This window comes from Amycolatopsis rubida, from assembly GCF_900115345.1.
Taxonomy (GTDB): domain Bacteria; phylum Actinomycetota; class Actinomycetes; order Mycobacteriales; family Pseudonocardiaceae; genus Amycolatopsis; species Amycolatopsis rubida.
This window is the reverse complement of record NZ_FOWC01000005.1, coordinates 42538-66017: the sequence shown is the minus strand read 5'-3', so window position 1 is coordinate 66017 and position 23480 is coordinate 42538. Positions and strand designations below refer to the sequence as shown.

27 protein-coding genes are annotated in these 23480 nt (G+C 69.7%); 19 read left to right on the top strand and 8 right to left on the bottom strand.

What is annotated here, in order from left to right; all coding sequences use genetic code 11:
• Nucleotides 1–22: 22 nt before the first annotated feature.
• From BM362_RS20770 to BM362_RS20710, 13 genes are read left to right on the top strand one after another with little or no spacing between them, the layout of a single operon-like run.
• Nucleotides 23–1519 carry a YHS domain-containing protein gene (locus tag BM362_RS20770; protein ID WP_067578956.1) on the top strand — a complete coding sequence of 499 codons (1497 nt, stop codon included), beginning with the start codon at nt 23–25 and terminating at the stop codon, nt 1517–1519.
• 11 nt (nt 1520–1530) lie between these two features.
• Nucleotides 1531–1785 (top strand): toluene-4-monooxygenase system B family protein, encoded by a 255-nt coding sequence (locus BM362_RS20765; RefSeq protein WP_067578954.1) that lies wholly within the window; start codon nt 1531–1533, stop codon nt 1783–1785.
• Between the two features lie 10 nt (nt 1786–1795).
• On the top strand, nt 1796–2119 hold the full coding sequence (locus BM362_RS20760; protein ID WP_093574269.1) for an MmoB/DmpM family protein: 324 nt from the start codon (nt 1796–1798) through the stop codon (nt 2117–2119).
• Nucleotides 2116–3102 carry a ferritin family protein gene (locus BM362_RS20755; RefSeq protein ID WP_067578952.1) on the top strand — a complete coding sequence of 329 codons (987 nt, stop codon included), beginning with the start codon at nt 2116–2118 and terminating at the stop codon, nt 3100–3102. Before BM362_RS20760 ends, BM362_RS20755 begins: the two co-directional genes overlap by 4 nt.
• Before the next feature lie 7 nt (nt 3103–3109).
• Nucleotides 3110–4120 carry a 2Fe-2S iron-sulfur cluster-binding protein gene (locus BM362_RS20750; protein WP_067578950.1) on the top strand — a complete coding sequence of 337 codons (1011 nt, stop codon included), beginning with the start codon at nt 3110–3112 and terminating at the stop codon, nt 4118–4120.
• A gap of 15 nt (nt 4121–4135) precedes the next feature.
• Nucleotides 4136–4471, top strand: a complete 336-nt coding sequence (locus tag BM362_RS20745; RefSeq protein ID WP_093574268.1) for a monooxygenase system ferredoxin subunit — start codon at nt 4136–4138, stop codon at nt 4469–4471.
• A 34-nt stretch (nt 4472–4505) separates the two neighbouring features.
• Nucleotides 4506–5228: a 5-oxoprolinase subunit PxpA gene (pxpA, locus tag BM362_RS20740; RefSeq protein WP_067578946.1), complete on the top strand. Its 723-nt coding sequence runs from the start codon at nt 4506–4508 to the stop codon at nt 5226–5228.
• Between the two features lie 38 nt (nt 5229–5266).
• A complete protein-coding gene (locus BM362_RS20735; protein WP_067580099.1) occupies nt 5267–5515 on the top strand; it encodes an acetyl-CoA carboxylase in 249 nt (82 codons plus the stop codon).
• Nucleotides 5512–6870 carry an acetyl-CoA carboxylase biotin carboxylase subunit gene (locus BM362_RS20730; protein ID WP_093574267.1) on the top strand — a complete coding sequence of 453 codons (1359 nt, stop codon included), beginning with the start codon at nt 5512–5514 and terminating at the stop codon, nt 6868–6870. The genes BM362_RS20735 and BM362_RS20730 overlap by 4 nt, the downstream gene beginning before the upstream one ends.
• On the top strand, nt 6867–7757 hold the full coding sequence (locus BM362_RS20725) for a 5-oxoprolinase subunit B family protein (RefSeq protein WP_067578942.1): 891 nt from the start codon (nt 6867–6869) through the stop codon (nt 7755–7757). The genes BM362_RS20730 and BM362_RS20725 overlap by 4 nt, the downstream gene beginning before the upstream one ends.
• Nucleotides 7747–8712, top strand: a complete 966-nt coding sequence (locus BM362_RS20720) for a 5-oxoprolinase subunit C family protein (protein WP_093574266.1) — start codon at nt 7747–7749, stop codon at nt 8710–8712. Before BM362_RS20725 ends, BM362_RS20720 begins: the two co-directional genes overlap by 11 nt.
• A gap of 12 nt (nt 8713–8724) precedes the next feature.
• Nucleotides 8725–8910 (top strand): tautomerase family protein, encoded by a 186-nt coding sequence (locus BM362_RS20715; RefSeq protein ID WP_067578937.1) that lies wholly within the window; start codon nt 8725–8727, stop codon nt 8908–8910.
• On the top strand, nt 8910–9299 hold the full coding sequence (locus BM362_RS20710) for an SRPBCC family protein (RefSeq protein WP_208865277.1): 390 nt from the start codon (nt 8910–8912) through the stop codon (nt 9297–9299). Before BM362_RS20715 ends, BM362_RS20710 begins: the two co-directional genes overlap by 1 nt.
• 44 nt (nt 9300–9343) lie before the next feature.
• Here BM362_RS20710 and BM362_RS20705 read toward each other — a convergent pair whose 3' ends face one another.
• Nucleotides 9344–10156, bottom strand: a complete 813-nt coding sequence (locus tag BM362_RS20705) for an MBL fold metallo-hydrolase (RefSeq protein WP_093574264.1) — start codon at nt 10154–10156, stop codon at nt 9344–9346.
• An 87-nt stretch (nt 10157–10243) separates the two neighbouring features.
• Here BM362_RS20705 and BM362_RS20700 point away from each other — a divergent pair, with 87 nt between their 5' ends.
• Genes BM362_RS20700 through BM362_RS20690 form a run of 3 tightly spaced genes read left to right on the top strand, consistent with a single transcriptional unit; the run spans nt 10244 to nt 12301 of the window.
• On the top strand, nt 10244–10447 hold the full coding sequence (locus BM362_RS20700; RefSeq protein ID WP_067578931.1) for a hypothetical protein: 204 nt from the start codon (nt 10244–10246) through the stop codon (nt 10445–10447).
• A complete protein-coding gene (locus BM362_RS20695; RefSeq protein WP_093574263.1) occupies nt 10434–11750 on the top strand; it encodes an amidase in 1317 nt (438 codons plus the stop codon). The genes BM362_RS20700 and BM362_RS20695 overlap by 14 nt, the downstream gene beginning before the upstream one ends.
• On the top strand, nt 11747–12301 hold the full coding sequence (locus BM362_RS20690; protein ID WP_093574262.1) for a TetR/AcrR family transcriptional regulator: 555 nt from the start codon (nt 11747–11749) through the stop codon (nt 12299–12301). Before BM362_RS20695 ends, BM362_RS20690 begins: the two co-directional genes overlap by 4 nt.
• Here the strand turns inward: BM362_RS20690 and BM362_RS20685 are convergent.
• The 7 genes from BM362_RS20685 to BM362_RS20655 all read right to left on the bottom strand — a co-directional run bounded on the left by BM362_RS20685 (nt 12298) and on the right by BM362_RS20655 (nt 20649).
• The gene (locus BM362_RS20685) at nt 12298–13491 is read right to left on the bottom strand and encodes a GNAT family N-acetyltransferase (protein ID WP_093574261.1); all 1194 of its coding nucleotides are present in this window, start codon (nt 13489–13491) and stop codon (nt 12298–12300) included. The two genes, BM362_RS20690 and BM362_RS20685, sit on opposite strands and share 4 nt — an antisense overlap.
• Before the next feature lie 71 nt (nt 13492–13562).
• Nucleotides 13563–14387, bottom strand: coding sequence for a xanthine dehydrogenase accessory protein XdhC (gene xdhC / locus BM362_RS20680; protein ID WP_093574260.1), 825 nt, complete (start codon nt 14385–14387; stop codon nt 13563–13565).
• On the bottom strand, nt 14384–16753 hold the full coding sequence (gene xdhB, locus BM362_RS20675) for a xanthine dehydrogenase molybdopterin binding subunit (RefSeq protein WP_093574259.1): 2370 nt from the start codon (nt 16751–16753) through the stop codon (nt 14384–14386). Before xdhB ends, xdhC begins: the two co-directional genes overlap by 4 nt.
• A gap of 82 nt (nt 16754–16835) precedes the next feature.
• On the bottom strand, nt 16836–18260 hold the full coding sequence (locus BM362_RS20670; RefSeq protein WP_093574258.1) for a xanthine dehydrogenase small subunit: 1425 nt from the start codon (nt 18258–18260) through the stop codon (nt 16836–16838).
• A gap of 345 nt (nt 18261–18605) precedes the next feature.
• Nucleotides 18606–18938, bottom strand: a complete 333-nt coding sequence (locus BM362_RS20665) for a DUF2871 family protein (RefSeq protein ID WP_093574257.1) — start codon at nt 18936–18938, stop codon at nt 18606–18608.
• The gene (locus tag BM362_RS20660; RefSeq protein WP_067578918.1) at nt 18935–19633 is read right to left on the bottom strand and encodes an ABC transporter ATP-binding protein; all 699 of its coding nucleotides are present in this window, start codon (nt 19631–19633) and stop codon (nt 18935–18937) included. The genes BM362_RS20665 and BM362_RS20660 overlap by 4 nt, the downstream gene beginning before the upstream one ends.
• On the bottom strand, nt 19633–20649 hold the full coding sequence (locus tag BM362_RS20655; protein ID WP_093574256.1) for an ABC transporter permease: 1017 nt from the start codon (nt 20647–20649) through the stop codon (nt 19633–19635). The genes BM362_RS20660 and BM362_RS20655 overlap by 1 nt, the downstream gene beginning before the upstream one ends.
• A 171-nt stretch (nt 20650–20820) precedes the next feature.
• On the opposite strand from BM362_RS20655, the gene BM362_RS20650 reads away from it, so the two are divergent.
• The 3 genes from BM362_RS20650 to BM362_RS20640 all read left to right on the top strand — a co-directional run bounded on the left by BM362_RS20650 (nt 20821) and on the right by BM362_RS20640 (nt 23076).
• On the top strand, nt 20821–21996 hold the full coding sequence (locus tag BM362_RS20650; protein ID WP_093574255.1) for a sensor histidine kinase: 1176 nt from the start codon (nt 20821–20823) through the stop codon (nt 21994–21996).
• Nucleotides 21993–22610, top strand: coding sequence for a response regulator (locus BM362_RS20645; protein WP_093574254.1), 618 nt, complete (start codon nt 21993–21995; stop codon nt 22608–22610). The genes BM362_RS20650 and BM362_RS20645 overlap by 4 nt, the downstream gene beginning before the upstream one ends.
• 88 nt (nt 22611–22698) lie before the next feature.
• The gene (locus BM362_RS20640) at nt 22699–23076 is read left to right on the top strand and encodes a hypothetical protein (protein ID WP_093574253.1); all 378 of its coding nucleotides are present in this window, start codon (nt 22699–22701) and stop codon (nt 23074–23076) included.
• The last annotated feature ends 404 nt before the right edge of the window (nt 23077–23480 follow it).

Sequence of the window (23480 nt, the reverse complement as noted above, 5' to 3'; positions counted from 1 at the left end):
GAAACCACAAGGAGCGACCCGCATGGCTCTGCTGGACCGAGCACAGTGGTACGACATCGCCCGCGACACGCAATGGACTCCGCGCTACGTCACCGAAGCGGAGTTGTTCCCGCCGGAATTGTCCGGCGGCGAGGGGTTGCCCGACGAGGTGTGGGCGACCTATGACGAGCCGTACAAGGTGAGCTATCGCGAATACGTCGACATTCAGCGGCAGAAGGACGCCGGGGCGTATTCGGTGAAGGCCGCGCTGGAGCGTGCGGATTTGTACAACAAAGCCGACCCGGGCTGGATTTCCATTCTCAAGGAGCACTACGCGGCCGTCGCGCTCGTCGAGTACGGCGCGTCGTTCCAGGAATCCCGGTTCGTGCGCTGGTCGAAGGCTCCTGGCATGCGCAACATGGCGACCTTCGGGATGCTGGACGAGATCCGGCACGGGCAGATCCAGCTGTACTTCCCGCACGAGTACGTGAACAAGGACCGCCAGTTCGAGTGGTCGCACGCGGCGATGTTCACCGACAACTGGGTCACGCTCGGCGCACGGCACTTCTTCGACGACGTGATGATGACCCGCGACGCCGTCTCCACCTCGATTTTCGCGAACTTCTCCTTCGAAACCGGCTTCACGAACCTGCAGTTCATCGGGCTTTCCGGCGACGCCGCGAAGGCAGGCGACTTCACGTTCTCCAAACTCATCCAGAGCATCCAGTCCGACGAGGCCCGGCACGCGCAGCTCGGCACGCCGCTGCTGCAGATGCTGATCGAGAACGGCCAGTCCGGCGAGGCGCAGAAAAAGATCGACATCGCGTTCTGGCGCTCGTACCGGCTGTTCACCATCCTCTCCGGGATTCCGATGGACTACTACGTCCCGCTGGACGTGCGCGAGGCGTCCTTCAAGGAATTCATGGAGGAATGGATCGTCACCCAGTTCATGCGCTCGCTGGAGGACCTCGGCCTGTCCAAGCCGTGGTACTGGGACATCTTCCTGCGCGACATCTCCGAGCACCACCACGGCCAGCACCTCGGCACCTACTCGTGGCGGCCGACGCTGTGGTGGGACCCGGCGGCGGGCGTCAGCCCGGAGGAGCGCGACTGGCTGGAGGAGAAGTACCCGGGCTGGAACGGCACCTTCGGCAAGGTGTGGGACGTCCTGATCGACAACTTCGCCCACGACCGTCCGGAAAAGACGGTGCCGGGCACGCTGCCGATCATCTGCAACGTCTCGCAGCTGCCGATCGTCGGCACGCCTTCCCGGACACTGCGCGACATTTCGCTGGTCCACGAAGGACGGCGCTACCACTTCGCGTCCGAAGTGGACAAGTGGATCTTCGAGGACGACCCGGAGCGCTACCGGCACCACAAGAACCTGGTCGACCGGTTCCTCGGCGGCGAGATCCAGCCCGCGGACCTCGGCGGCGTCCTGGAGTACATGGGCCTCGGCTCGGTCGGCCCCGGCGGCGACGACGCGCACGGCTTCTCCTGGGTCGACACCTACCGCAAGCAGCTCGTCAAGGCAGGCTGAAAGGAACGCTGATGGCCACCATTCCGCTCGCCGTGCACTTCGACGGCGACTTCGTGCTCAAGCTGCTCCCCGCGGACAGCGAGCACACGATGGACGAACTCGCCGCCGCGGCGGCCCAGAACTCGGTCGGCGTCCACGTGCCCGACCAGCCCGGCCGGACGCTGCGGGTGCGCCGCCAGGGCGACGCGCGGCCGTTCGAGCGCGCCAGCACCGTCGCGGCGGCCGGTCTCGGGCCGACCGAATGCGTCGAAGTCTATTTCGAGTGAGGAGGACCGGATGAGCACCGCTGAACCCATCGCCGACCCGGTCGGCCCGGTCCTCCAGGTCGGCGAGGTGGCGCGCGCCGTCGCCGACGCCGCGGTGACCGACAACCCCGGCTGCCGGGTCGACATCCGCGACCGCGGTTCGTACGTGCGGGTCGAGGTCGAGGGCGGCGAATGCGTTCTGCGCCGCGAGACCATCGCCGAGGAGCTCGGCCGCCCGTTCAAGATGTCCGAGCTGGAGCTGATCATGCCCTCGTTCGTGGGCCGGATCGAGACCGGCGGCGACGTCTTCCGCTTCTACCTGGGCACTTCCGTCCGCAAGGAGGCCAGCTCGTGAGCACCCCGCTCAAGCCGCTCAAGACCTGGGGGCACCTCGCCGCCCGCCGGCGCAAGCCGAGCGAGTACGAGATCGTCTCCACCAACCTGCTGTGGCACACCCGCGATCCCGAGCAGCCGTGGGACGTCGGGCACACCGGGTTCATGGCGGATTTCTACCGCCGCTACCGCAACCAGAGCCCGATCACGCACCCGGACTGGAACGCCTTCCGCGATCCGGACGAGCTGGTGTACCGCACGTACAACATCCTGCAGGACGGCCAAGAGTCCTATGTGGACGGCCTGCTCGACCAGCACGACGCCGAGGGCCACGACCGCGGTCTGTCGCCGGAGTGGGTCGCGGTGCTGGCCCAGCTGTACACGCCGAGCCGGTACCTGCTGCACACCGTGCAGATGGCCAGCGCGTACCTCGTGCACATGGCCCCGGCCAGCACGATCGCCAACTGCGCGGCGTTCCAGGCGGCCGATTCGCTGCGCTGGCTGTCCAATGTGGCCTATCGCACCGCACAGCTGCGCCAGGCGCATCCGGCCGCCGGGTTCGGCGAGCGCGAGCGCGAGCTGTGGGAGGAACTTCCCGCCTGGCAGGGATTCCGCGAGCTGATGGAACGCCAGCTGACCACGTTCGACTGGGCGGAGGCGTTCGTCGCGCTGAACGTGGTGGCCAAGCCGGCGCTCGACGAGATCGTGCTGCGCCAGCTCGGCGTCAGCGCCCGGCGGCACGGCGACGTGCTGCACGCGCTGCTGGCCGAATCGGCGTTGCGGGACAGCGAGCGGTCGCGGCGCTGGACCGAGGCGCTGGTCAAGCAGATGTCCGAAGTGGACTCGAACGTGCCGCAGCTGCGCGAGTGGGTCGCGAAGTGGCAGCCGCTCGCGGTCGCCGCGATCGAGGCGTACGGCGCCGAAGTGGCGGAAAACGCCGAAGCGGGCCAGAACGCGATCGGCGCGCTCCGGGCGTTCCAGCGGCAGCTCGGCATCGGAGGCTGAACCGGCGATGACGACCGAACACCACGTCCTCCTGCGGGGGACCGGCGTTCGCTTTCCTTGCGCGGAGGGCGACACGCTGCTGCGTGCCGCCCTCCGCGCGGGGGTCGGCCTCAGCTACGAGTGCAACAGCGGAGCCTGCGGAAGCTGCCGGTACGAGCTGCTGGAAGGCGACGTCCGCACACGCTGGGCGGACGCGCCCGGGCTCAGCGCCCGCGACCGGCGCAAAGGCCGCAGGCTGGCCTGCCAGAGCGAACCCGCCAGCGACTGCGTGGTCGACCTGAGTTCGGTGCCGGAACCCGCGCCGCACCGGCCGATCCGGCAGCGCGCCCGGCTGCGCGAGGTGCACCGGCTCACCCACGACATGGCCGAATTCGTGTTCGTCGCGGAAAAGCACGCCGCGTTCAGCGCCGGGCAGTACGCGATGCTCGGGTTCCCCAGCGGCATCGAACGCGCGTACTCGATGAGCAATCTCGGGAACTGCCGGCGGGAATGGAAATTCGTCGTCAAGCGGTCCCCGGGCGGGAAAGCGACGTCGATCCTGTTCGACGGGCTCGACCTCGGCGAGACGATCGAACTGGACGGCCCGTACGGCCAGGCGTACTACCGTGCCGGCGACGACCGCGACATCGTTTGCGTCGCAGGCGGTTCCGGGCTCGGCGCGATGGCGAGCGTCGTGCTCGGCGCGGCCGCGCAGGCCGACGCCGCCGAGCGCACGGTCCATTTGTTCTGCGGCGGCCGTGCTCCGCGCGATTTGCACATTCCGGAAGCGATGGCGATGGCGGGGCGCCGATTGCGCGCACTCCACGTGCACACCGCGGTTTCCGAACCCGGCTCGGCGGATTCCGGATCGCACCAAGGGTTCGTGCACGAGGCTGTGGTCGCGAAACTGGGCGAAGCGCTGACGGACTTCACCTACTACGCCGCCGGGCCGCCCGCGATGACCGACGCGCTCGCCAGGGCGCTGGTGCTGGAGGGCGGGCTCGCCGCCGACCGGCTCCATTTCGACCGGTTCAGCTGAGAAAGGAGCTTCCGCATGGGTTTCGTGCGGGTGTGCAGCCTCGACGACGTCTGGGAAGGCGACATGGAGTCGTTCGAGGTGGGGGACAAGGAAGTGCTGATCGCCCACCTCGACGGCGGCGAGGTCGTCGCGACCCAGGCGATCTGCCCGCACCAGCAGGTCGAACTGGTCGAGGGCGAACTGGACAAGAAGACCCTCATGTGCACAAGCCACCTGTGGACGTTCGACCTCACCACGTGCCAGGGCATCAACCCCGGCCACGCGCAGCTCGCCCGGTACCCGGTGCGGCTGGAGGGCGACGACGTCTTCGTCGACCCCGACGGGGACACCCCGAAGATCGCGCATTCCTGAGAAGAATTCCGGAAAAAGACAAGGAACAGCACTCATGGTTGCCATCAACTGCGACATGGGCGAGGCCTACAGCATCTACCGTTGCGGCGACGACGAGGGCATCATGCCCTACATCACGGTCGCGAATGTCGCCTGCGGTTTCCACGCCGCCGATCCGGTCGTCATGCGGCGGACAGTCGCGCTGGCCCACGAGCATTCGGTGAAGGTGGGCGCCCACCCGTCGTTCCCGGACCGCGACGGGTTCGGCAGGCGGGAGCTGAAGATGGAGCCCGGGGAACTCACCGCAGCGGTGGTGTACCAGGTCGGCGCGCTGACCGGATTCCTGGCCGAGCACGGCATGCCGCTCAACCACATCAAACCGCACGGCGCGCTGTACGGTCTGGCGTCGCAGGACGAGACGGTCGCGCGGGCCATCGCGGAGGCGGCCGACGTCTTCGACGTGCCGCTGATGGGCATGGCGAACACCATGCACGAAAAGGTGTGGGGGAAGCGCGGCCGAGGCTTCATCGCCGAGTACTACACCGACCTGGACTACCGCGCCGACGGTTCGCTCATCATCACCCGCGAGCACGTCGCCTACGACCCGGCGATCGCCGCCGAGCGGTCCGTGCGGGCGGTGACTGAGCGGCTCGCGACCTCTGTGGACGGTCAGGACATCCCGATGCGCGCGGACTGCGTCTGCGTGCACTCCGACACTCCTGGCGCGGTGGACCTGGCGAAAAGCGTGCATGATGCGCTGACGCCCTACCTGGCCTGAACTCCGTACCTGTCCCTACCGAGTGCGAGGTGACGCTGATGTCCCGTCTCGAAGTGGTTTCGCCCATTCCCGGGGTCTTTTACCGCAGGCCCGATCCGGAGAGCCCGGATTTCGTGAAGCCCGGCCAGCAGGTCGGCGCGGACGACACGGTCGGGCTGGTCGAGGTGATGAAGTCCTTCTATCCGGTGCCCGCCGGCGCGGCGGGGACCGTCGTGGAGTTCGCCGCCGGCGCGGAGGCGGTCGTCGATGCGGGCCAGCCGCTGGTAGTGCTGGAGGTGGACGCGTGAAACGGTTGCTGATCGCCAATCGCGGCGAGATCGCGGTCCGGATCATCCGCGCGGCGAACGACCTCGGGATCGAGACGGTCGCGGTCGTCAGCGAGGCCGATCGCAGCGCCGCGCACGCGCTGCTCGCCGACCAGGTCGTCCCGATCGGCCCGGCTCCGGCGGCGAAGAGCTATCTGGTGGCGGACGCGATCCTCGCCGCGGCGAAGGAAACCGGCGCGGACGCGGTGCACCCGGGCTACGGATTCCTGTCCGAGCGCGCGTCGTTCGCCGCCGCGGCGGCGAACGCGGGGCTGACGTTCGTCGGTCCGGAGGCTTCGGTCATCGAGCAGATGGGGGACAAGGTCCGGGCGCGGCAGGTCGCGCAGGCGGCCGGGGTGCCGACGGTGCCCGGGACGCCCGGCGGAGTGTCCGATGTGGCCGAAGCGGTCGCCGCCGCGGGCGAGATCGGGTATCCGATCATGCTCAAGGCCGCGGCGGGCGGAGGCGGCCGGGGGATCCGGGTGGCCGGGAACGAGGCCGAACTGAAGGTCGCGTTTCCGCAGGCTTCCGGCGAGGCCGCGAGTGCCTTCGGCGACGGGCAGATGTACCTGGAGCGGTTCGTGCGGGCCGCGCGGCACGTCGAGGTGCAGGTGCTCGGCGACGGTTCCGAGACGGTGCACGTCTTCGAGCGCGAGTGTTCGCTGCAACGGCGGCGGCAGAAGGTGGTCGAGGAGGCTCCGTCGCCGGGAATCGACGAACGGATCCGGACCGCGATGACGGCGGCGGCCGTGCGGCTGTGCAAGGAGGTCGGCTACCGCAGCGCGGGCACCTGCGAGTTCCTCGTGGACGACGAGACCGGCGAGTTCTTCTTCATCGAGATGAACACCCGGATCCAGGTCGAGCATCCGGTCACCGAGCTGATCACCGGGATCGACCTGGTCGCCGAGCAGCTGCGGATCGCGGCCGGGGAACCGTTGCGGTTCCGGCAATCGGAGGTGACCAGGCGCGGGCACGCCGTCGAATTCCGGGTCTGCGCGGAAGACCCGGAGCGCGATTTCCTTCCCGGTCCCGGAAAAATCGGCGAAGTCCGGTTGCCGGGCGGTCCGTGGGTCCGTACCGACACCTGGCTCGCGCCGGGCAGCCAGGTCCCGCCGTTCTACGATTCCTTGGTGGCCAAGGTGATCGTGTGGGGTGACGACCGGCCGACCGCGTTGCGCCGGGCGAAGCGGGCACTGTCCGAACTGGTCGTCGAAGGCGTTCCCACCACCACGACGCTGCTCATCGAACTTCTCGGGCGGCAATGGTTCGCCGACGGCGTGTTCACCACCGGGACGCTCGAAGAGTGGCTTGCGCGGCGAGCGGAGGCGGGCGCATGAGCGGCGCGACTCCGGCGCGGTACAGCTGGGGCGGCGACGAGCACATTTTCGTCGAACTGGCCGAGGAAATGAGCCTGCAAGCCAACTTCCGCGCGATGGCGATCACCACCTCGCTGCGCGAGAACCGGCCGGACGGCGTCGTGGAGATCTGTCCGGCGAACGCTTCCTACCAGGTCCGGTACGACCCGGACGTCATCGAACCGCGCACCCTGATGGCGCGGCTGCGCGACATCGAGGACAAGGTCGGCGACGCCGCGGACTTCAGCCTTTCGACCCGGGTGGTCGAGATCCCGGTGCTGTACCAGGATCCGTGGACCACCGAAACGCTGATGCGGTTCCGCGACCGGCATCAGGACCCGGACGCCACCGACATCGAGTACGCCGCCCGGATCAACGGATACGCCGGGGCCGGGGAATTCATCGCGGCGCACAGCGGCTCCCCGTGGTTCGTCTCGATGGTGGGGTTCGTCGCGGGGCTGCCGTTCATGTACCAGATGGTGCCCCGGGAACGGCAGATCGTCGTGCCGAAATACCTGCGGCCGCGCACGGACACTCCCAAGCAGACAGTCGGCTACGGCGGCTGCTTCAGCTGTGTTTACTCGGTGCGCGGCGCGGGCGGGTACCAGATGTTCGGCATCACTCCGGCGCCGATTTACGATCCGGCGCAGGAACTCCCGGACTTCGGGGATTTCCTGGTGTTCTTCCGGCCCGGCGACATCGTGCGGTTCAAGCCGATCGACCGGGATGCCTACGACGACCACGTCAAGGAGGTCGAGGCCGGGACGTTCCGGATCCGTTCGCGCCCGGTCGAATTCGGGCTGCGCGAGTACCTCGACGACCCGGACGGCTTCACCGCGGGACTGATGGAGGTGCTCCGTGCCGATTGAGGTCCGCCAGCCCGGACTGGCCACGACGATCCAGGACGCCGGCCGCACCGGCTATTACGACGTCGGCATCCCGCCCTCCGGCGCGCTCGACCAGTACTCGTACTCGGTCGCCAATCGACTGGTGGGCAACGATCCCGGTGCGGCCGCGCTCGAATGTGTCTACCTGGGACCGGAACTGCGCTTCACCGAGGACACCGTCGTGGCGATCGCCGGTGCCGAGCTTCCGCCGAAACTCAACGGCGAGGACCGGCCGCTGTGGGAGGCGTTCGCGGTGCAAGCGGGCGATGTCCTCACCTTCGGGTTCTGCAAACGCGGGGCTCGCGCATACCTCGCGGTGAGCGGCGGCGTCGACGTCCCGTTGGTGCTGGGCAGCCGATCCACCTACGGGCTGGGTAAACTCGGCGGGATCAGCGGTGCGCCGCTCGTCGCCGGAGACGTCATTGCGGTGGGCGCCGGCGCTGGTGTGCCAGGGCGTTTTCTGCCGGAATCCTTGCGCCCGGCTTTGTCGAAGGAGATCGAAGTCCGCGTGGTGATGGGTCTTTACGACCACGTGCTCACCGACGCGGGCCGCGCGACGTTCCTGGACACCGACTGGACGCTCACCCCGGTCGCCGACCGCGTCGGTTTCCGTTACCAGGGCGCACAATTGGAGACCAAGCCGCGTACTCCGCCGTTCGGCGCCGGACAGGATCCGTCGAACATCGTGGACGCGCCTTATCCGATCGGCTCGATCCAGGTTCCCGGTGGTGTCGAACCGATCATCCTGCACCGTGACGCGGTGTCCGGCGGCGGTTACCTGATGGTCGGCACTGTCCTCAGCGGAGACCTGGACCTGGTGGCGCAGTCCGCGCCGAACACCAAAACCCGTTTCGTGGCGGTCGATCTGGACGAAGCGCTCGCCATCCGCCGCGATTACCGGGCCCGCACTCAGCAAGCCGCTGATTCCCTGAGCTGACAAGGAGTTCTCATGCCCCACGTCCAGGTCGACTGGTTCCCCGGTCGCACCACCGAGCAGAAACGCGAGCTGGCCGAGGTGCTGACCCGCGAGATCTGCCGGATCGGCGACTGCGCCCCGGAGTCGGTCGGCATCGTGTTCACCGACGTCGACACCGCGAACTGGGCGCGGGCGGGCAAGCTTTTCTCGGACAGCTGATGGCCGCCCTGCGCTCCCACGTCCTGCTCGACGCGCCCGCCGACGCGGTATGGCAGGTGATCGGCGACCCCGCGGCGGTCGCCGACTGGTTCCCGTCGATGAAGTCCTCCACCGGCGACACGCGGCACCGCACCGTGGTCCTGGGGGACGGCTCGGTCCTGGAAGAAGCCGTCGTCACGCACGACCCGGCCCGGCGACGGCTGCAGTACCGGGTGACCGGCGGGGACCTCCCCGTCGCCGGCCACCTCGGCACCGTGGACGTGCTGGAGATCGACGCGGGCCGGTCGATCGTCGTATACAGCACGGAAATCTCGCCGGACTCGCTCGCCGGCGCCTTCGACGCCGCCATCAGCGAGGCCGTCGCAGCCCTGCCCGCTCACCTGTCCTGAAGTCCGTGAGGGGAACCCTGGCGGAAAGTCCGTGAGGGTCCCCCTCACGGACTTTCCGCGAGCCGGTAGCCGGAGCCCTGGGAGACTAGGCGGCCGCCGGTGGGCGGGGTGAAGTGCGTGCCCAGCACGAGCGTGCCCGAATCAGCGAGTCCGGCGAGGAGACGGCGGCGGGTCTTCTCGGCTTCGGCCGGGTCGATGTCCACCGACGCGCCGATCTCCGGGTGCGCGAGCTGCACGGGATGGTGCACCGCGTCCCCGGTGATCAGCGCGGTCTCGCCGCGGCTGGACACTTCGACCGAGACGTGCCCCGGGGTGTGGCCGGGCGTCGGCAGCAATCGCACGCCGGGCACGATTTCCGCCCCGTCCGCGGGGACGTCGACCAGGTCCAGCAGGCCCGCGCGTTCCACCGGCAGCACGGAATCCTGGAACATCTGCCGTCGCGGGCCGTCCATGTCGTAGCCCGTCCAGAACTCGCGCTCGGCGCGGGCGGTGACGTGCCGGGCGGAGGCGAACGTCGGCACCCACACGCCGTCCTGCTCCCGGGTGTTCCAGCCGACGTGGTCGGCGTGCAGGTGGGTGAGCAGCACCAGGTCCACCTCGTCCGGCGCGAACCCGGCGGCGGCCAGCGCGTCCAGATATCCCGTGTCCAGGTCATGCCACGCCGGGTTGGCGCGGGTCTTCCCGTTGCCGATCCCGGTGTCGACGAGGATCTTCGTCCCCTCCTTCTCGAACGCGAAACTGTGGCTGTGCAGCCGAATTTCGCCTGTCGCGCCGGGAAGCAGCCACGATCCGGTGGCGGCGGGCAGCTCGATCTCGTCGATGCGGTGCACGTCGACTTCGCCGATGGTCCAGGTCACAGGCCCTCCTTAACGCAACATGTTTGCTTTAAGCGACAGTAGCCGCTACCGTCGCTTAAAGCAAACGCTTAGCTTTTAGGAGCCCTGATGTCCGAGTTGACCCCCGGCGAGGCGGCGAGCCTGGCCGCCCGAGCCGGATTGCCGCTGGATGCCGCCAGGCATCCCGACGTGGCCGCCGTCGCCAACCACATCCACTCCGTGGTCACCGTCCTGCGCGACCTGGATTTCGGCGACACCCCACCGGCCTCCCTCTACCGCGCGGAGGAGGGCGGCTGTCATGTCGCTGGCTGACCTCACCCTCGCCGAAGCCTCCGCCGCGATCCGGGAGCAGCAGGTGTCGCCGACAGAGCTGGTCGAAGACGTCCTGGCGCGCATCGACGAGGCAGAACCCCGGCTGCACGCGTACGTCACGGTGGAGGCCGATCGTGCCCGTGCGGAAGCCGCGGCGCTGGGCCGGATCCGTAGCCCGCTGCACGGCATTCCCATGGGTTTGAAGGACCTGATCGACGTCGCCGGAACCGCGACCACCGCCAGCTCCCAGGTCCGCGCCGGACATCGCGCCGAGCGGGACAGCGCCGTCGCCGCTCAGCTCAAGGCGGCCGGAGCGGTCCTCCTCGGCAAAACCCACACGCACGAATTCGCTTACGGCCTCACGACTCCGCAGACGCACAACGCCCGCAACCCGTCCCGCGTCGCCGGAGGATCCAGCGGAGGTTCGGCAGTGGCAGTCGCCGCCGGCGCGGCGACGTTCGCCCTCGGTACCGACACCGGCGGCTCGATCCGGGTCCCGGCCGCGCTGAACGGAGTCGTCGGCCTCAAACCGACTTACGGCCTCATCCCGCGCAACGGCGTGACCTCGCTGTCCTGGTCGCTGGACCACGTCGGACCGATCACCCGCACCGTCGAGGACGCCGCGCTCGTCCTGTCCGTCCTCAGCGGACAGTCATTCCCCGTCGGCGGGGACCTGACCGGCCTCCGCGTCGGAGTCCCGGGCAACTACTACTTCGACCACGTCGACCCGACGGTGGAAGCCTCCGTCCGCGAAGCCGTCGACCACCTCGCCGACCTGGGCGCCGAGCTGGTCGACGTCGAAATCCCGCTGGCCCGCTACCTCCAGGCGACGCACTGGGGCTTGATGGTCCCCGAGGCCACGGCGTATCACGAGCGAAGCCTGCGAACCGTGCCCGATCAGTACGCCGCCGACGTCCGCGTCCTGCTCGAAGCCGGCGAGCTGATGAGCGCGGGGGATTACCTTCGCGCCCAACGCGCCCGCACCCTCATGCGCCAGGAGTGGACGCGCCTGTTCGACAAGATCGACGTCCTCGCCGCGCCGACCGTCCCGATGACCGCCGTCCCGGCCGGACAGGAGACGGTCACCTGGTCCGACGGGAGCGTCGAAGCGGTCTCGGACGCGTACGTACGGCTCTCGGCCCCCGCGAACGTCACCGGAGTACCCGCCTTGACGCTCCCGATCGGCGACGATCTCGACGGAATGCCGATCGGCCTGCAACTGCTCGCCCGGCCGCACGGCGAGCCGGTGCTGCTGCGGACCGGACACGCACTGGAACGGGCGCGGCTTAAAGTGGCACGGTGAGCCAGAAGCGGATGGTGCGCCCGGGCGGGCGCAGTGCGCGAGTCCAGGAATCGGTGCACGCCGCCGTCCGCGACCTGATCGCCGAATCGGGCCGGGACGCGCTGACCGTGCCGCAGGTCGCCGCCCGCGCGGGCGTCACGCCGTCGACGGTCTACCGGCGCTGGGGCGATCTGCAAGAACTCTTGTCGGACGTCGCGGTCGAGCGGCTGCGCCCGGAAGCGCCGCCGGAGGACCGCGGTTCGCTGGCCGCGGACCTGGCGGCGTGGACCGAACTGTTCCTGGACGAAATGTCCTCGCCGGCGGGCCGGGCCTACCTCCGCGACGCGCTGCTCGGCGATCCGGACGGGAGCAACGCCGGCCAGTGCTCGGCGTACGCCGCCGACCAGGTGGAAGTCGTGCTGGCCAGGGCGGTCGCCCGGGGCGAGGCCGCGCCGGCGGCGGAGACGGTGATGGATCGGGTGGTGGCCCCGATCATGTACCGGATCCTGTTCCGTCCCGACGGCCTCGACGCCGCGTATGCCCGCCGGTTGGCGGCGGAGGTGCTGGCTTAGAACCAGTGCACGCAGTGCGGCGCGCGATCCGGCCGGAACAACGCGTCCGCCAGCCCCGCCGCTTCTCCGGTGTGCGCCTGGACATGTCCGGCCCGGACCAGCACGCTCGGCAACGTCCCGCCGAGATAGATCGAGCCCAGATCGCTCACGTCCAGCGACAGGTCCGGCGTGCGATCCGTCCGCACGCACTCCGCCTTCCCGCCCCGCACCGTCAGCCGGTACCGGCCGTCCTCCGCCAGGAACGGGTCCGTCACGTCGAGGACCAGCGAACCGTCCGTGAACCAGCCTCGGCTGGTCAGGGCGCGCGGGATGTCCAGCAGCCGCACCCAGAGCCAGTCCGTCGTGGTGGGCTCGGCCGCGCGCAGGTCCGCCAGCTGCCAGCGCAGCGGGTTCCCCGGCGGGAGGTGCCTGAAGTCGATCTTCTTCACCAGATCGTGTCCCAGCAGGTACTGGGTGAGCGAGGTGAAAGCGGCGTCGTCGACGGCGATGACCTCGTCGACGGTCAGGACGGCGTCGTTGACCAGGTAGCTCGCGTACCCGTCCGCGGTGCCGTCCGCGTCCCGGTGCACGACGAGGTACCGCGGTTCCGGCCCGGTCGGCGGGTGTCCCGCGCCCAGCGCCCACCAGCGGTGCGGCCGCGACAACGCGCCGGGCTGGGTGCGGCGGTAGCGGTCGTAGATCTCTTCCAGCAGCTCACCGCAGTCGACGCGCCGGTGCAGCTCGACGGAACCGGTCGCGACCGCCGTACCTCCGCGCGGGGCACCGAACGCGGAGCGGTGCCGTTCGACGGTCATCTGCTCCGTGCAGGTCGCCGGTCCGTAGCCGAATCGCCGGTAGATCACCGCTTCGGAGCAGAGCAGGACGGACAGGAACTCCCCGCGGGCGCGGACGTCGGCGAGGTGTTCCCGCATCATCGCGCGGAGCACGCCTTGGCGCCGGTGCGTCGGCAGCACACCGACGGCCGTGACCCCGGCGGCGGAGGCGAGCACCTCGCCCGGAAGCGTGAGTTCGAAGGAGTACGCGCCGGCGGTGCCGACCGGTTTCCCGTCCGGCGCGTGGGCGATCAAGCTCCGTTCGCTCTCGAAGGCCCCGAGGACTCCGCTGCCCGCCGAATCGGGCCAGTACCGGCCGAACGCGGCTTGGACGGTGCTGAAGAAGAGTTCGTAGTCGTTGTTGTGCCGGATTTCCATGGCAGGAGGCCCCCAGGAGCTGACGGTGTCTCCCCGTATCCCAGTCGTGCTCCCGGGGGCAGGCAAGCGATTTACGCCTGAAGGGCTCCCGGCTGGAGGCGCGTCTGGAATTTCCGCAGCAACGCGGCCGCGACGCTCACCGCGATCACCGCCGGTTCCTTCCCGTCCAGGTCGGGAAGGCCGATCGGGGTCGTGATCCGGGACAGCGCCGCCTCGTCGTGCCCGAGACCGGTCAGCCGCTTCCGGAACCGCGACCATTTCCCGGCGGATCCGATCAGCCCGATCGACCCGCACCTGCCGCTGCGCAGCGCCGCGTCGCACAGCGCGATGTCCTCGGCGTGGTCGTGCGTCATGATCAGCACGTGCGTGCCCGCGGGCAGCTCCGACAGCACCGTCTCCGGCAGCAGCGGGACCTGGTGGACGTGCACGCTGGCCACGGCGTCGTCGAGCACAGCCAGCCGTTCTGCGGTCAGCTGCGCCGGGCGGCTGTCGATCAGGTGCAGCGAAACCTCGTGCCGGGCGAGCACCCGCGCCAGCTCAAGGCCGACGTGCCCGATCCCGAAGACCGCCACCGCCGGACGCACCGGAAGCGGCTCGAACAACAGCGTCATCGTTCCTCCGCAGCATTGCACGCCGTGCTGGTAGGGAGCCTTGTCGGACAACGAAAGCGTTTGCAGCACCGGTGCGGTCGCATTGTCCCGCAACAACTCCTGGGCCCGCTCGACCGCGACCGCCTCGGCGTTGCCACCGCCGATCGTGCCGTGGCATTCCGAAGCGCCGACCACCATTTTCGCGCCGCCTTCGCGCGGGGTGTGCCCGCGCGAGGACGTCACGGTGACAAGCACGCCCGGCAGCCCCGCGTCCCGCAAGCGCTGGACCGCGCTGAGCCAGTTCATGGCTGGCCCACCAGATCCGGCACCTGCGCCTCGACCGCTGGAGCTGCGGTGACGGCGCGGTCGATCGCCCAGAACACGGCCTCCGGCGTCGCCGGGGAAGCGAGGTCGACGCTGTGCCCGGGCTCGCCGAACGCGGCGACCGCCTGCCGCAACGCTTCCCGCACCGCGAAGGCCAGCATCAACGGCGGTTCGCCGACCGCCTTCGAGCCGTAGACCGCGCCGTCTTCCGCGGCGTTGGCGAGCAGCGTGACGTTGAAGACCTCCGGCATCTCCGACAGGCTCGGCAGCTTGTACGTGCTCGCCGCCTGGGTGGCGAGCCGCCCTCGGGAGGGCCGGTCGGACTCGTCCCAGCGCAGGTCTTCCAGGGTCAGCCAGCCCATGCCCTGCACGAACCCGCCCTCGATCTGGCCGATGTCGATCAGCGGGGACAGGCTGTCGCCGACGTCGTGCACGATGTCGACCCGCCGCGTGCGGTACGCGCCGGTGAAGTCGTCCACCTCGACCTCGGCCAGCGCCGCGCCATAGGCGAAGTACTTGAACGGGGTGCCGCTCATCCTCGCGGAATCCCAGCTCAGCCCCTCGGTCCGGTAGTACCCGGCCGCCGACAGGTGCACCCGGTCGAAGTAAGCCGCGTGCACGAGTTCGTCCCAGCCGATCTCCTCGCCGGACGGGGTGCGCGCGGCCCCGCGGACGATCCGGACGTCGTCTTCCGGCACGCCGAGCTTGCCCGCCGCGACAGTGAGCAGCCGATCGCGGATCTGCTCGCAGGCGTTCTTGACCGCGCCGCCGTTGAGGTCCGCGCCGGAACTCGCCGCGGTGGCCGAGGTGTTCGGCACCTTGTCGGTGCGGGTCGGGGCCAGCCGCACCTTCTCCGGCGGCACGCCCAGCGCGGTCGCGGCCACCTGCAGCATCTTCGTGTGCAGGCCCTGGCCCATTTCGGTGCCGCCGTGGTTGATCAGCACCGAGCCGTCCTTGTAGACGTGCACCAGTGCGCCGGCCTGGTTGAACGCGGTGAGGTTGAACGAGATCCCGAACTTCACCGGCGTGATCGCGAGGCCGCGCTTGGAATGCGCGTGCTTCGCGTTGTACGCCGCGATCTCGGCCTGCCGCTTCTCGGCGTCGCCCAAATCCAGCAGTTGCCGCCAGATCCGGTGGATGCGTTCCGGGTGCCGCACCGGCATCCCGTAGGGCGTGTCCTGGCCTTCGGAGTAGAAGTTGCGCCGCCGCAGTTCGGTCGGGTCGATGCCGAGCAGCGGTGCGCAGCGGCCGAGGATGTCCTCGATCACCAGCATGCCCTGCGGCCCGCCGAAGCCGCGGAACGCGGTCTGCGACGTCTTGTTGGTCTTCGCGATCCGCCCCAGTGCGCGGACGTGCGGGATCCAGTACGCGTTGTCGACGTGGCACAGCGCGCGGGCGAGCACCGGCTCGGACAGGTCGAGGCTCCAGCCGCCGTCCGCGGTCAGCACGACGTCCAGCGCCTGAAGCTTGCCCTCGGCGTCGAAGCCGACGCTCCATTCGGCGTGGAAACCGTGCCGTTTGCCGGTCATCGTCATGTCCTGGGTGCGGGTCAGCCGCAGCCGCACCGGACGTCCGGTGAGTGTCGCGCCGAGCGCGGCGACCGCGGCGAACCCGTGCGGCTGCCATTCCTTGCCGCCGAACCCGCCGCCCATCCGCAGGCTCTGCACGGTGACCTCGTGGCTGTGCTTGCCCAGCACGTGCGCCACGATGTCCTGCGTTTCCGACGGATGCTGCGTGCTGCTCTGCACGAAAATCTGGTCGGACTCGTCCACGTGCGCCAGCGCGCACTGGGTTTCCAGGTAGAAGTGCTCCTGGCCGGCGAAGTCGAACTCGCCGCGGAAAACGTGCGCCGAACCGGCCATCGCCGGGTCGACGTCGCCGCGCGCCACCACTCGCGGCTCACCCTGGAAACTGCCCGCGGCGATCGCGTCGCCGACGGTCACCAGCGACGGCAGCGCTTCGGTGTCCACCTCGACGGCCGCCGCGCCCAGCCGCGCCGCTTCCAGCGTCTCGCCGAGCACCCAGCACACCGCGTGGCCGAAGAACATCACCTCGGACGGGAACAGCGGTTCGTCGTGGTGCACCCCGGAATCGTTGACGCCAGGGACATCCGCCGCAGTGAGGACGCGAACCACGCCGGGTACGGCTTCCGCCGCTTCGGTGCGGATCGCGAGCACTTTCGCGTGTGCCTCAGCCACCTGCACGGGGTAGGCGTGCAGGACGTCTTTCGTGCGGGCGACGAGGTCGTCGGTGTACAGCGCGGTGCCCCGGACGTGCGCGGCAGCGGCCTCGTGCGGCCGGGCGATCCCGATGGACGGGCTTTCCGGGCGTTCGGAAAGTGCGCTCATGCCGTCGCCTCCTTGCCGAGTTTCACGCTGGTCGCTGGGGAGGCGACGGCATGAACAGTGATGATTCGCTGGCGAGCTGCGCTCATGCTCGTGCTCCCTCAAGAGAGTCGGCGTGCAGTTTCAGCAGGCTGCGGCCCAGCGTCGCGGTGCGGTACGCGGCGCTCGCGCGGTGGTCGTCCATCGGCGTGCCCTCGCCGCGCAGGATTTCCGCCGCGGCGCGGACGGTTTCCTCGTTCCAGGACTGTCCGACGAGCGCGGCTTCGGTGTCTTTGGCGCGAATCGGCGTGGCGGCGACCCCGCCGAGGCCGATCTGCGCGGTGCGCACGAGACCGTCTTCGATGTCGAGCGCGAATGCGACGGCGACGCTGGAGATATCGTCGAACCGTCGCTTGGCGACCTTGTGGAACGCGGTGGTTCCGGCCAGCGGCAAGGGAATCCGCACCGAACGGATCAGTTCGTCGTCGCGCCGGACGCTCTGCCGGTATCCGGTGAAGTACTCGTCGAGCGGCACCTCGCGCTCTCCGTCCATGGCGGACAAGACAACCCTTGCGCCGAGCGCGAGCAGCACCGGCGCGGAATCGCCGATCGGCGAACCGGTGCCGAGGTTTCCGCCGAGGGTCGCGGCATTCCGGATCAGCCGGGACGCGAACTGCGGGATCAGCTGGCTCAGCAGCGGTACCCGGCCGTCGAGGCGGCGGTCCATTTCGGTGAGGCTCAGTCCCGCGCCGATTTCGATCGTGTCCGCGCCGATGTTCAGCACTTGCAGCTCCGGCACGCGGTCGATGGCGACGACGCAGTCCGCCCGGACGCCGCGGATGTTCACCTCGACGCCCCAGTCCGTCGACCCGGCCACGAAGGTCGCGTTAGGACGGTCGTGGCGCAGGCGCAGCGCTTCGGTCCAGCTGGCCGGCCGGAGATAGTCCTGTCCAGCGCCGTGCAGCTGCGTCGCAACGGGTTCCGGTGCGCGGCACGTTCGGCGTCGCGCCAGCGGATCCTCGGCCGGGGGAGCGCCGAGCGCGTGCGCGGCGTCGCGGATCGGCCGGTATCCGGTGCAGCGGCAGAGGTTTCCGCTCAGCGCGTGGATGTCGAAGCCGTTCGGCGCGTGGTCGTCGCCGGTCGCGTCCCGGTCGCCGCGGTAGTACTCGGCGGCCATGCTGCAGACGAACCCGGGAGTGCAGTAACCGCACTGGGATCCGCCGCGCACGGCCATTTCGTGCTGCACCGGGTGCAAGTCCTCAGCGGACCCGAGACCCTCGGCCGTCCACACTTCCTGCCCGTCCAGCGAACCGACCGGGGCGAGGCACGCGTTGATCGCGACCAGGTCCGTCGGGGACTCGACGCCGGGCCGCGCGACCAGGATCGCGCACGCGCCGCATTCGCCTTCGGCGCAGCCCTCCTTGCAGCCGGTCAGGCCCTGTCCGCGGAGCCAGTCCAGTGCCGTGGTGTGCACGGGGACGGCGCCGATCGCGGTGCGTTTCCCGTTGACGGTCACCTCGGGGTCGACCATCGGAGTTCCTCTCGTCTTTTCTCGGCTGGGTCCACGGCCGCCGACGCGCCGTATCGACGCAGGTCAGGGGACTGTGGGGAAGTTCGCGGCAGCGGGACTCGGGCCCGTGCGCGAGCGCGTACCGAACGGGGAGACCGCTCAGTGCCGCGTCGGCCAGCCGTGCGCGACGCGCCCCTTGTTCCAGGCGGACTGGCGCGTGCGCCGACGGAGGTCGGCGAGCTGCCCGGAAGTCAGAAGCACGCGCACCTCCTCAAGAGCGAGCGGAACGGACGGTGCGGGCGCACCGCCGTTGACGAAGCGTAACGCCGGTCTCAGCTCAGGACAAGGCCCGCCGTCCCCCTCACGTCACGCTTTCGCGTCAGCGGGCTTACGGATGCCGGCGATCGCCGCGCCGGATTCCCTGCCCAGCACAGTGAGCGTGCCGTGCACGAGCATCCCGGCGTGGTAAACCCAGAAGAACGGCGCGAACGACCTCGTCGCCGACAGCGTGAACACCTTGTCCAGCACCAGGACGATCAGGAACACCAGCGTCCCGAGCGCGAGCAAGCGAGTGTGCACAATGGACAGCTGGGTGTCGCCGGCGAAGTGCTCCGCCTTGGTCAGTTCGCGGTAGTACAGCCCGCCGAGCAGGCCGAGGATCGGGTAGATCGCGGCGGCCCAGCAGATCTTCTTCGTCATCGGTTCTCCTCGGCGCAGGCCCGGGCCGGCTGGTGGATCCGTCCGTCGACGACCTCGTGCACCGAGTCGACTCCTTCGAGGTGGGAGCGGTCGTGGGTGACCAGTACGGTTGCCGTCGCCTGCTGGTGCGTGATCGTAGTGAGCAGATCGACCACTGCCGCTCCGCGGTCCTGGTCCAGGGCGCTCGTCGGCTCGTCGACCAGCAGCACGGCGGGCTCGTTCATCAAGGCGCGCGCGATGGTCACCCGTTGCTGCTGTCCGCCGGAAAGCCGTCCCGGCCGGTGCGTCGCGCGATCGGCCAGCCCGACGGCGTCGAGCAGCTCCGCGGCTCGTTTCCTCGCCTCGCGGCGTGGGGTTCGGCTCAGGTGCGCCATGACTTCCAGTTGTTCGAGCGCGGTGAGCGACGCCAGCAGATTCGGTTGCTGGAACACGATCCCGATCTTGGTGCGCCGCAGTTCCGCCAGCGCGGCGCGGTCCAGGCCGGTGGTGTCGACGCCGCCGACGGCCACGCGTCCGCGATCGGGCCGGACGAGCGTCGCGGCGACGGCCAGCAGGCTCGATTTGCCGGATCCGGACGGTCCGGCCACCGCGGCGACGCTCCCGGCGGGCACGTGGAGATCGACCTGGTCGAGGGCGGTGAGGCGGGAATCGCCGTCGGGGTAGGTGAGGGTGATGCCGGACAGGTGCAGGCTCATCAGCGCGCTCCGGAGGTGAGGGCGGTCAGCGGGTCGACGGAGGTGATGCGGCGGACCGCGAGGGCGGCGCCGAGCACCCCGAGCACCACCAGCACCGCGGCCGGGCCGAGCAAGGTGCCCGCGCTGAGCACGAACGGCACCGTCCCCGACGCGACCGCTCCGAGCGCGGCGGCGAGTCCGGTCCCGAGCGCGGTCCCGCCGGCCAGCAGCACGACGACCTGGCCGAGCGCGTCCCGCAGCAGGTACTTCGTGGTCGCGCCGAGCGCTTTCAGCACCGCGATGTCGCGGCTGCGCTGGATCGTCCACACGGTGAAGAACGCGCCGATCACCAGCGCGGAGATCACGAACAGGAAGCCGCGCATGAGCTGGAGCGAGCCGTTTTCCGCCGAGTAGGAACCGATCGCGGACAACGCGTCGTCCTTCGTGACGGTACGGGTGCCGAGGCGTGCGTCCGCGGCGGCGATGTCGGTGGACGGGTCAGCGGTCACCGCGAGCACTGTCGCGTTTGGACCGGCGAGGTGCGTCCACACCACCGGGAGATGGCTGTAGGAATCGTCCCCGGAGATGGCGGAAACGGTGACTTTCTGGCCTTGCAAGGTGAGCTGGTCGCCTTCGCGGGCCGTCAACGCGTCGGCCGCATCTGTGGACAACACCACGGTGCCCGGGCGCTGGTTTCGGACTCCGAACGCCGCCAACGTCGCGGTGCGCTCGCCGGCCGTCGCGCTGGCCGTGCTGACCGCGATCGGTTCCGCGCTGGTCACTCCCGGAACCCGGGCGTACTGCTCGGCCTGCTCACGGGTCACTGTGGACTGTCCAAACGAGAGCGATCCGCTGCCGGGTTCGGCGAAGACCAGGTGGTCGGCCTTCAACCCGGTGATCGCGGACGTGCTCTGCGCGGCCAGCCCCGCGCTCAGCCCGGACAACAGCCCGACCAGCAGTGTCATCAGCACGACGACGGTCCCCATCAGCGCGAACCGCCCCTTGGCGAAGCGCAGATCCCGCCACGCGACGAACATGTGCGTCCCTTCCTTCTCGGTGTGCTTCCCAGCCTCGTCCGGCCGGGGCGCGGGAACATCGCGCCGCGGACGGTCTCCCGGGAATCGATGGGTGCACACGCCGCTCAACCTTTCGATTGATGCGAAATCCGCCCGGGACACGGACAATCGACGGGGGAGGTAGCCGCTTTCGTGAACCCGCACACCCTCGACCGGCCGTTGCGCGTCCTGCGCGTCTGCCTGCACCTCCTGCTGGCCGGACTGCTGGTGCTCGCCGTCGCGCGCGCGTTCGCCGACGGAGTGCCGCACGCGCCCGCGGTGCTGGCGGGCGCGCTGGTGATGGGCGGCGTCTACACCGCGGGCCCGCTGCTGCCTCGCGTCGGCCGGCTGCCGGGCGCGACGGCCGGATGGCTGGCCGTACTGGGCGTCGCGTGGCTCGTGCTGCTGTGGCTCACGCCCGACGGGGTGTGGCTGGCTTTCCCGTTGTACTTCCTGCACATGCACCTGCTGCCGACGCGCTGGGGTCCGGCCGTCGTCGCGCTGACCGCGGTCCTGGCGATCGCCGGTTTCACGCGCCACCAAGGCGGATTCAGCGTCGGCGTGATCATCGGCCCGGCGCTCGGGGCCGCGGTCGCGATCGCCACCGTGCTCGGCTACCAGGTGCTCTACCGCGAAAGCGAGCAACGACGGCAGCTCATCGAGGAGCTGCGCGAGACCCGCGACGACCTCGCCGCGATGGAACACTCCGCCGGCGTCCTGGCCGAACGGGAACGCCTCGCGCGGGAAATCCACGACACCCTCGCACAGGGCCTGTCGAGCATCCACCTGCTGCTCCGCGCCGCCGAACGCGCGCTGCCGGACCGTCCCGACGCCGCGGTCCCGCACGTCACGCAGGCCCGGCAAGCCGCGCAAGACAACCTCACCGAAGCCCGCCGCCTCGTCTACGCACTGGCCCCGGTGGAACTGGAAGGAGCTTCCTTGCCCGCGGCGTTGGAACGTCTGTGCGCGACCACGCAGCAGCGTTCCGGTCTGACTGTCCACTTTCACCTCAGCGGCGCCCCGTTCGACGTGCCGACCGCGTACGAGGTCGCCTTGCTGCGGATCGCCCAGTCTGCGCTGGCCAACACCGTCCGGCACGCCGCAGCCGGCCGGGCCGAGCTGACCTTGAGTTACATGGACACGAGCATCACCCTGGACGCCGTGGACGACGGCATCGGCTTCGAACCGCGGGAAGTACGCGGCGGCAGCGGCTTCGGCCTGCCCGCGATGCGCGCCCGCGCCCGCTCCCTCGGCGGCTCGTGGACCGTGGAATCGTCGCCCGGCAACGGCGCCGCGCTGGCCGTGAGCTTCCCGGTGGACCCGCGATGATCCGCCTCCTGCTCGCCGACGACCACCCCGTCGTCCGCGCCGGATTGCGCGCCGTCCTGGAAACCGAACCGGACCTGGAAGTCGTCGCCGAAGCGTCCTCCGCGGAGGAGGCCGTGCGGCTGGCGGCGGGCGTGGACGTCGTGCTGATGGACCTCCAGTTCGGCTCCGGAACGCACGGCTCGGAAGCAACCGCGGAGATCACCGCGGCGGCCGGCGCGCCGAAAGTCCTGGTCCTGACGACATACGACACCGACGGCGACATCCTGGCCGCGATCGAAGCAGGCGCGACCGGGTATCTCCTGAAGGACGCCCCGCCGGAAGACCTCGCCGCCGCGGTGCGCAACGCCGCCACCGGGCAGACCGTCCTGGCCCCCGCGGTCGCCCACCGGCTGATGAACCGCATGCGCGCCCCGGCGGCCGCGTTGTCGCCCCGGGAGATCGAGGTGCTGGGGCTGGTCGCGGACGGGTTGTCGAACCTGGAGATCAGCAAACGGCTGTTTTTGAGCGAGGCGACGGTGAAATCGCATTTGGCGCACATTTACCCGAAGCTCGGAGTGGATTCCCGGACCGCGGCGGTGGCGGCGGGGAAGGCACAGGGGCTGATCCGCCGTTGACGCGTTCCGCTTCGCAGACGGGCGACGGACCTGGCCCGCCCGCCTCGGACCGGACGACAATGACTCCCGTCGAATCGAGGGAGGCGTTGTGAAAGAGCACTGGAAAGACGAACCGGACGAGCACGATTATCCGGCAGCATTCGACTATCTCACCCTGGTCGCGCCCGAGGACACCGCGGCCGGTCTGGTCGATCAGCTGAAAGACGCGAAACTGACGCACCGCAAAGCGAAGGACATCCTCCGGGCCAGCAGGCTGAAGCTGCTCCCCGAGGACAACGCGCACGTCGCGAAGGACCTGGAGAAGGTCAAGGGCGGCAAGGCGCTCTCGCCGGTCCTGCTCGTGCGCGGGCACGGCCATCCCGGATTCGAGACGGTCGACGACCTGGTCATCGCGGACGGTTACCACCGCGTGTGCGCTTCGTATCATCTCGACGAAAATGCCGACATTCCGTGCAAATTGATGTGACCCCGCCTGGATTTCGAAATGATCGCCAAGCCCGGCCGCTCGTAACGCCTGCTCGCGGTTGTCGATCTTTCGCTGCGAGATCGACATCGAGAGCCACCCGGACCTGATGGACCCGGATTGGCAGCGGTACGCCGAAAAGGAAGCTTGGACCGGTCTGCGGCGCCGGGCGCGTCGGCGCAGGGTGGCGGCCGTCGGGGAGGCGGGTTTCTGCCGGTGGAAGCAGGGGACCGCGGGGAGCAGTCCGCCGTGCGCACCCCCGCCACCGCACTCGCGCCGACCAGCCTCCCCGGCTACGGGCGCGTCGACCTGGCCCGGCCGTTTGTCGACACCCCGGCGCAGAACTGGTCCGAGGGCATCGCCGGGCTGAAGATCCCCGTTCAGCCGAAGGTCGAGCGGCATCACGC

Bases quoted from the DNA above. Each gene is read 5' to 3' on its own strand.
- BM362_RS20660 (WP_067578918.1), bottom strand. From the start codon at position 19,633: ATGAGCCTGCACCTGTCCGGCATCACCCTCACCTACCCCGACGGCGAT.
- BM362_RS20645 (WP_093574254.1), top strand. From the start codon at position 21,993: ATGATCCGCCTCCTGCTCGCCGACGACCACCCCGTCGTCCGCGCCGGA.
- BM362_RS20715 (WP_067578937.1), top strand. From the start codon at position 8,725: ATGCCCCACGTCCAGGTCGACTGGTTCCCCGGTCGCACCACCGAGCAG.
- BM362_RS20735 (WP_067580099.1), top strand. From the start codon at position 5,267: ATGTCCCGTCTCGAAGTGGTTTCGCCCATTCCCGGGGTCTTTTACCGC.
- BM362_RS20710 (WP_208865277.1), top strand. From the start codon at position 8,910: ATGGCCGCCCTGCGCTCCCACGTCCTGCTCGACGCGCCCGCCGACGCG.
- xdhC (WP_093574260.1), bottom strand. From the start codon at position 14,387: ATGAACTGGCTCAGCGCGGTCCAGCGCTTGCGGGACGCGGGGCTGCCG.
- BM362_RS20655 (WP_093574256.1), bottom strand. From the start codon at position 20,649: ATGTTCGTCGCGTGGCGGGATCTGCGCTTCGCCAAGGGGCGGTTCGCG.
- xdhB (WP_093574259.1), bottom strand. From the start codon at position 16,753: ATGAGCGCACTTTCCGAACGCCCGGAAAGCCCGTCCATCGGGATCGCC.
- BM362_RS20695 (WP_093574263.1), top strand. From the start codon at position 10,434: ATGTCGCTGGCTGACCTCACCCTCGCCGAAGCCTCCGCCGCGATCCGG.
- BM362_RS20745 (WP_093574268.1), top strand. From the start codon at position 4,136: ATGGGTTTCGTGCGGGTGTGCAGCCTCGACGACGTCTGGGAAGGCGAC.
- BM362_RS20765 (WP_067578954.1), top strand. From the start codon at position 1,531: ATGGCCACCATTCCGCTCGCCGTGCACTTCGACGGCGACTTCGTGCTC.
- BM362_RS20670 (WP_093574258.1), bottom strand. From the start codon at position 18,260: ATGGTCGACCCCGAGGTGACCGTCAACGGGAAACGCACCGCGATCGGC.
- BM362_RS20770 (WP_067578956.1), top strand. From the start codon at position 23: ATGGCTCTGCTGGACCGAGCACAGTGGTACGACATCGCCCGCGACACG.
- BM362_RS20750 (WP_067578950.1), top strand. From the start codon at position 3,110: ATGACGACCGAACACCACGTCCTCCTGCGGGGGACCGGCGTTCGCTTT.
- BM362_RS20665 (WP_093574257.1), bottom strand. From the start codon at position 18,938: ATGACGAAGAAGATCTGCTGGGCCGCCGCGATCTACCCGATCCTCGGC.
- BM362_RS20725 (WP_067578942.1), top strand. From the start codon at position 6,867: ATGAGCGGCGCGACTCCGGCGCGGTACAGCTGGGGCGGCGACGAGCAC.
- BM362_RS20700 (WP_067578931.1), top strand. From the start codon at position 10,244: ATGTCCGAGTTGACCCCCGGCGAGGCGGCGAGCCTGGCCGCCCGAGCC.
- BM362_RS20760 (WP_093574269.1), top strand. From the start codon at position 1,796: ATGAGCACCGCTGAACCCATCGCCGACCCGGTCGGCCCGGTCCTCCAG.
- pxpA (WP_067578946.1), top strand. From the start codon at position 4,506: ATGGTTGCCATCAACTGCGACATGGGCGAGGCCTACAGCATCTACCGT.
- BM362_RS20685 (WP_093574261.1), bottom strand. From the start codon at position 13,491: ATGGAAATCCGGCACAACAACGACTACGAACTCTTCTTCAGCACCGTC.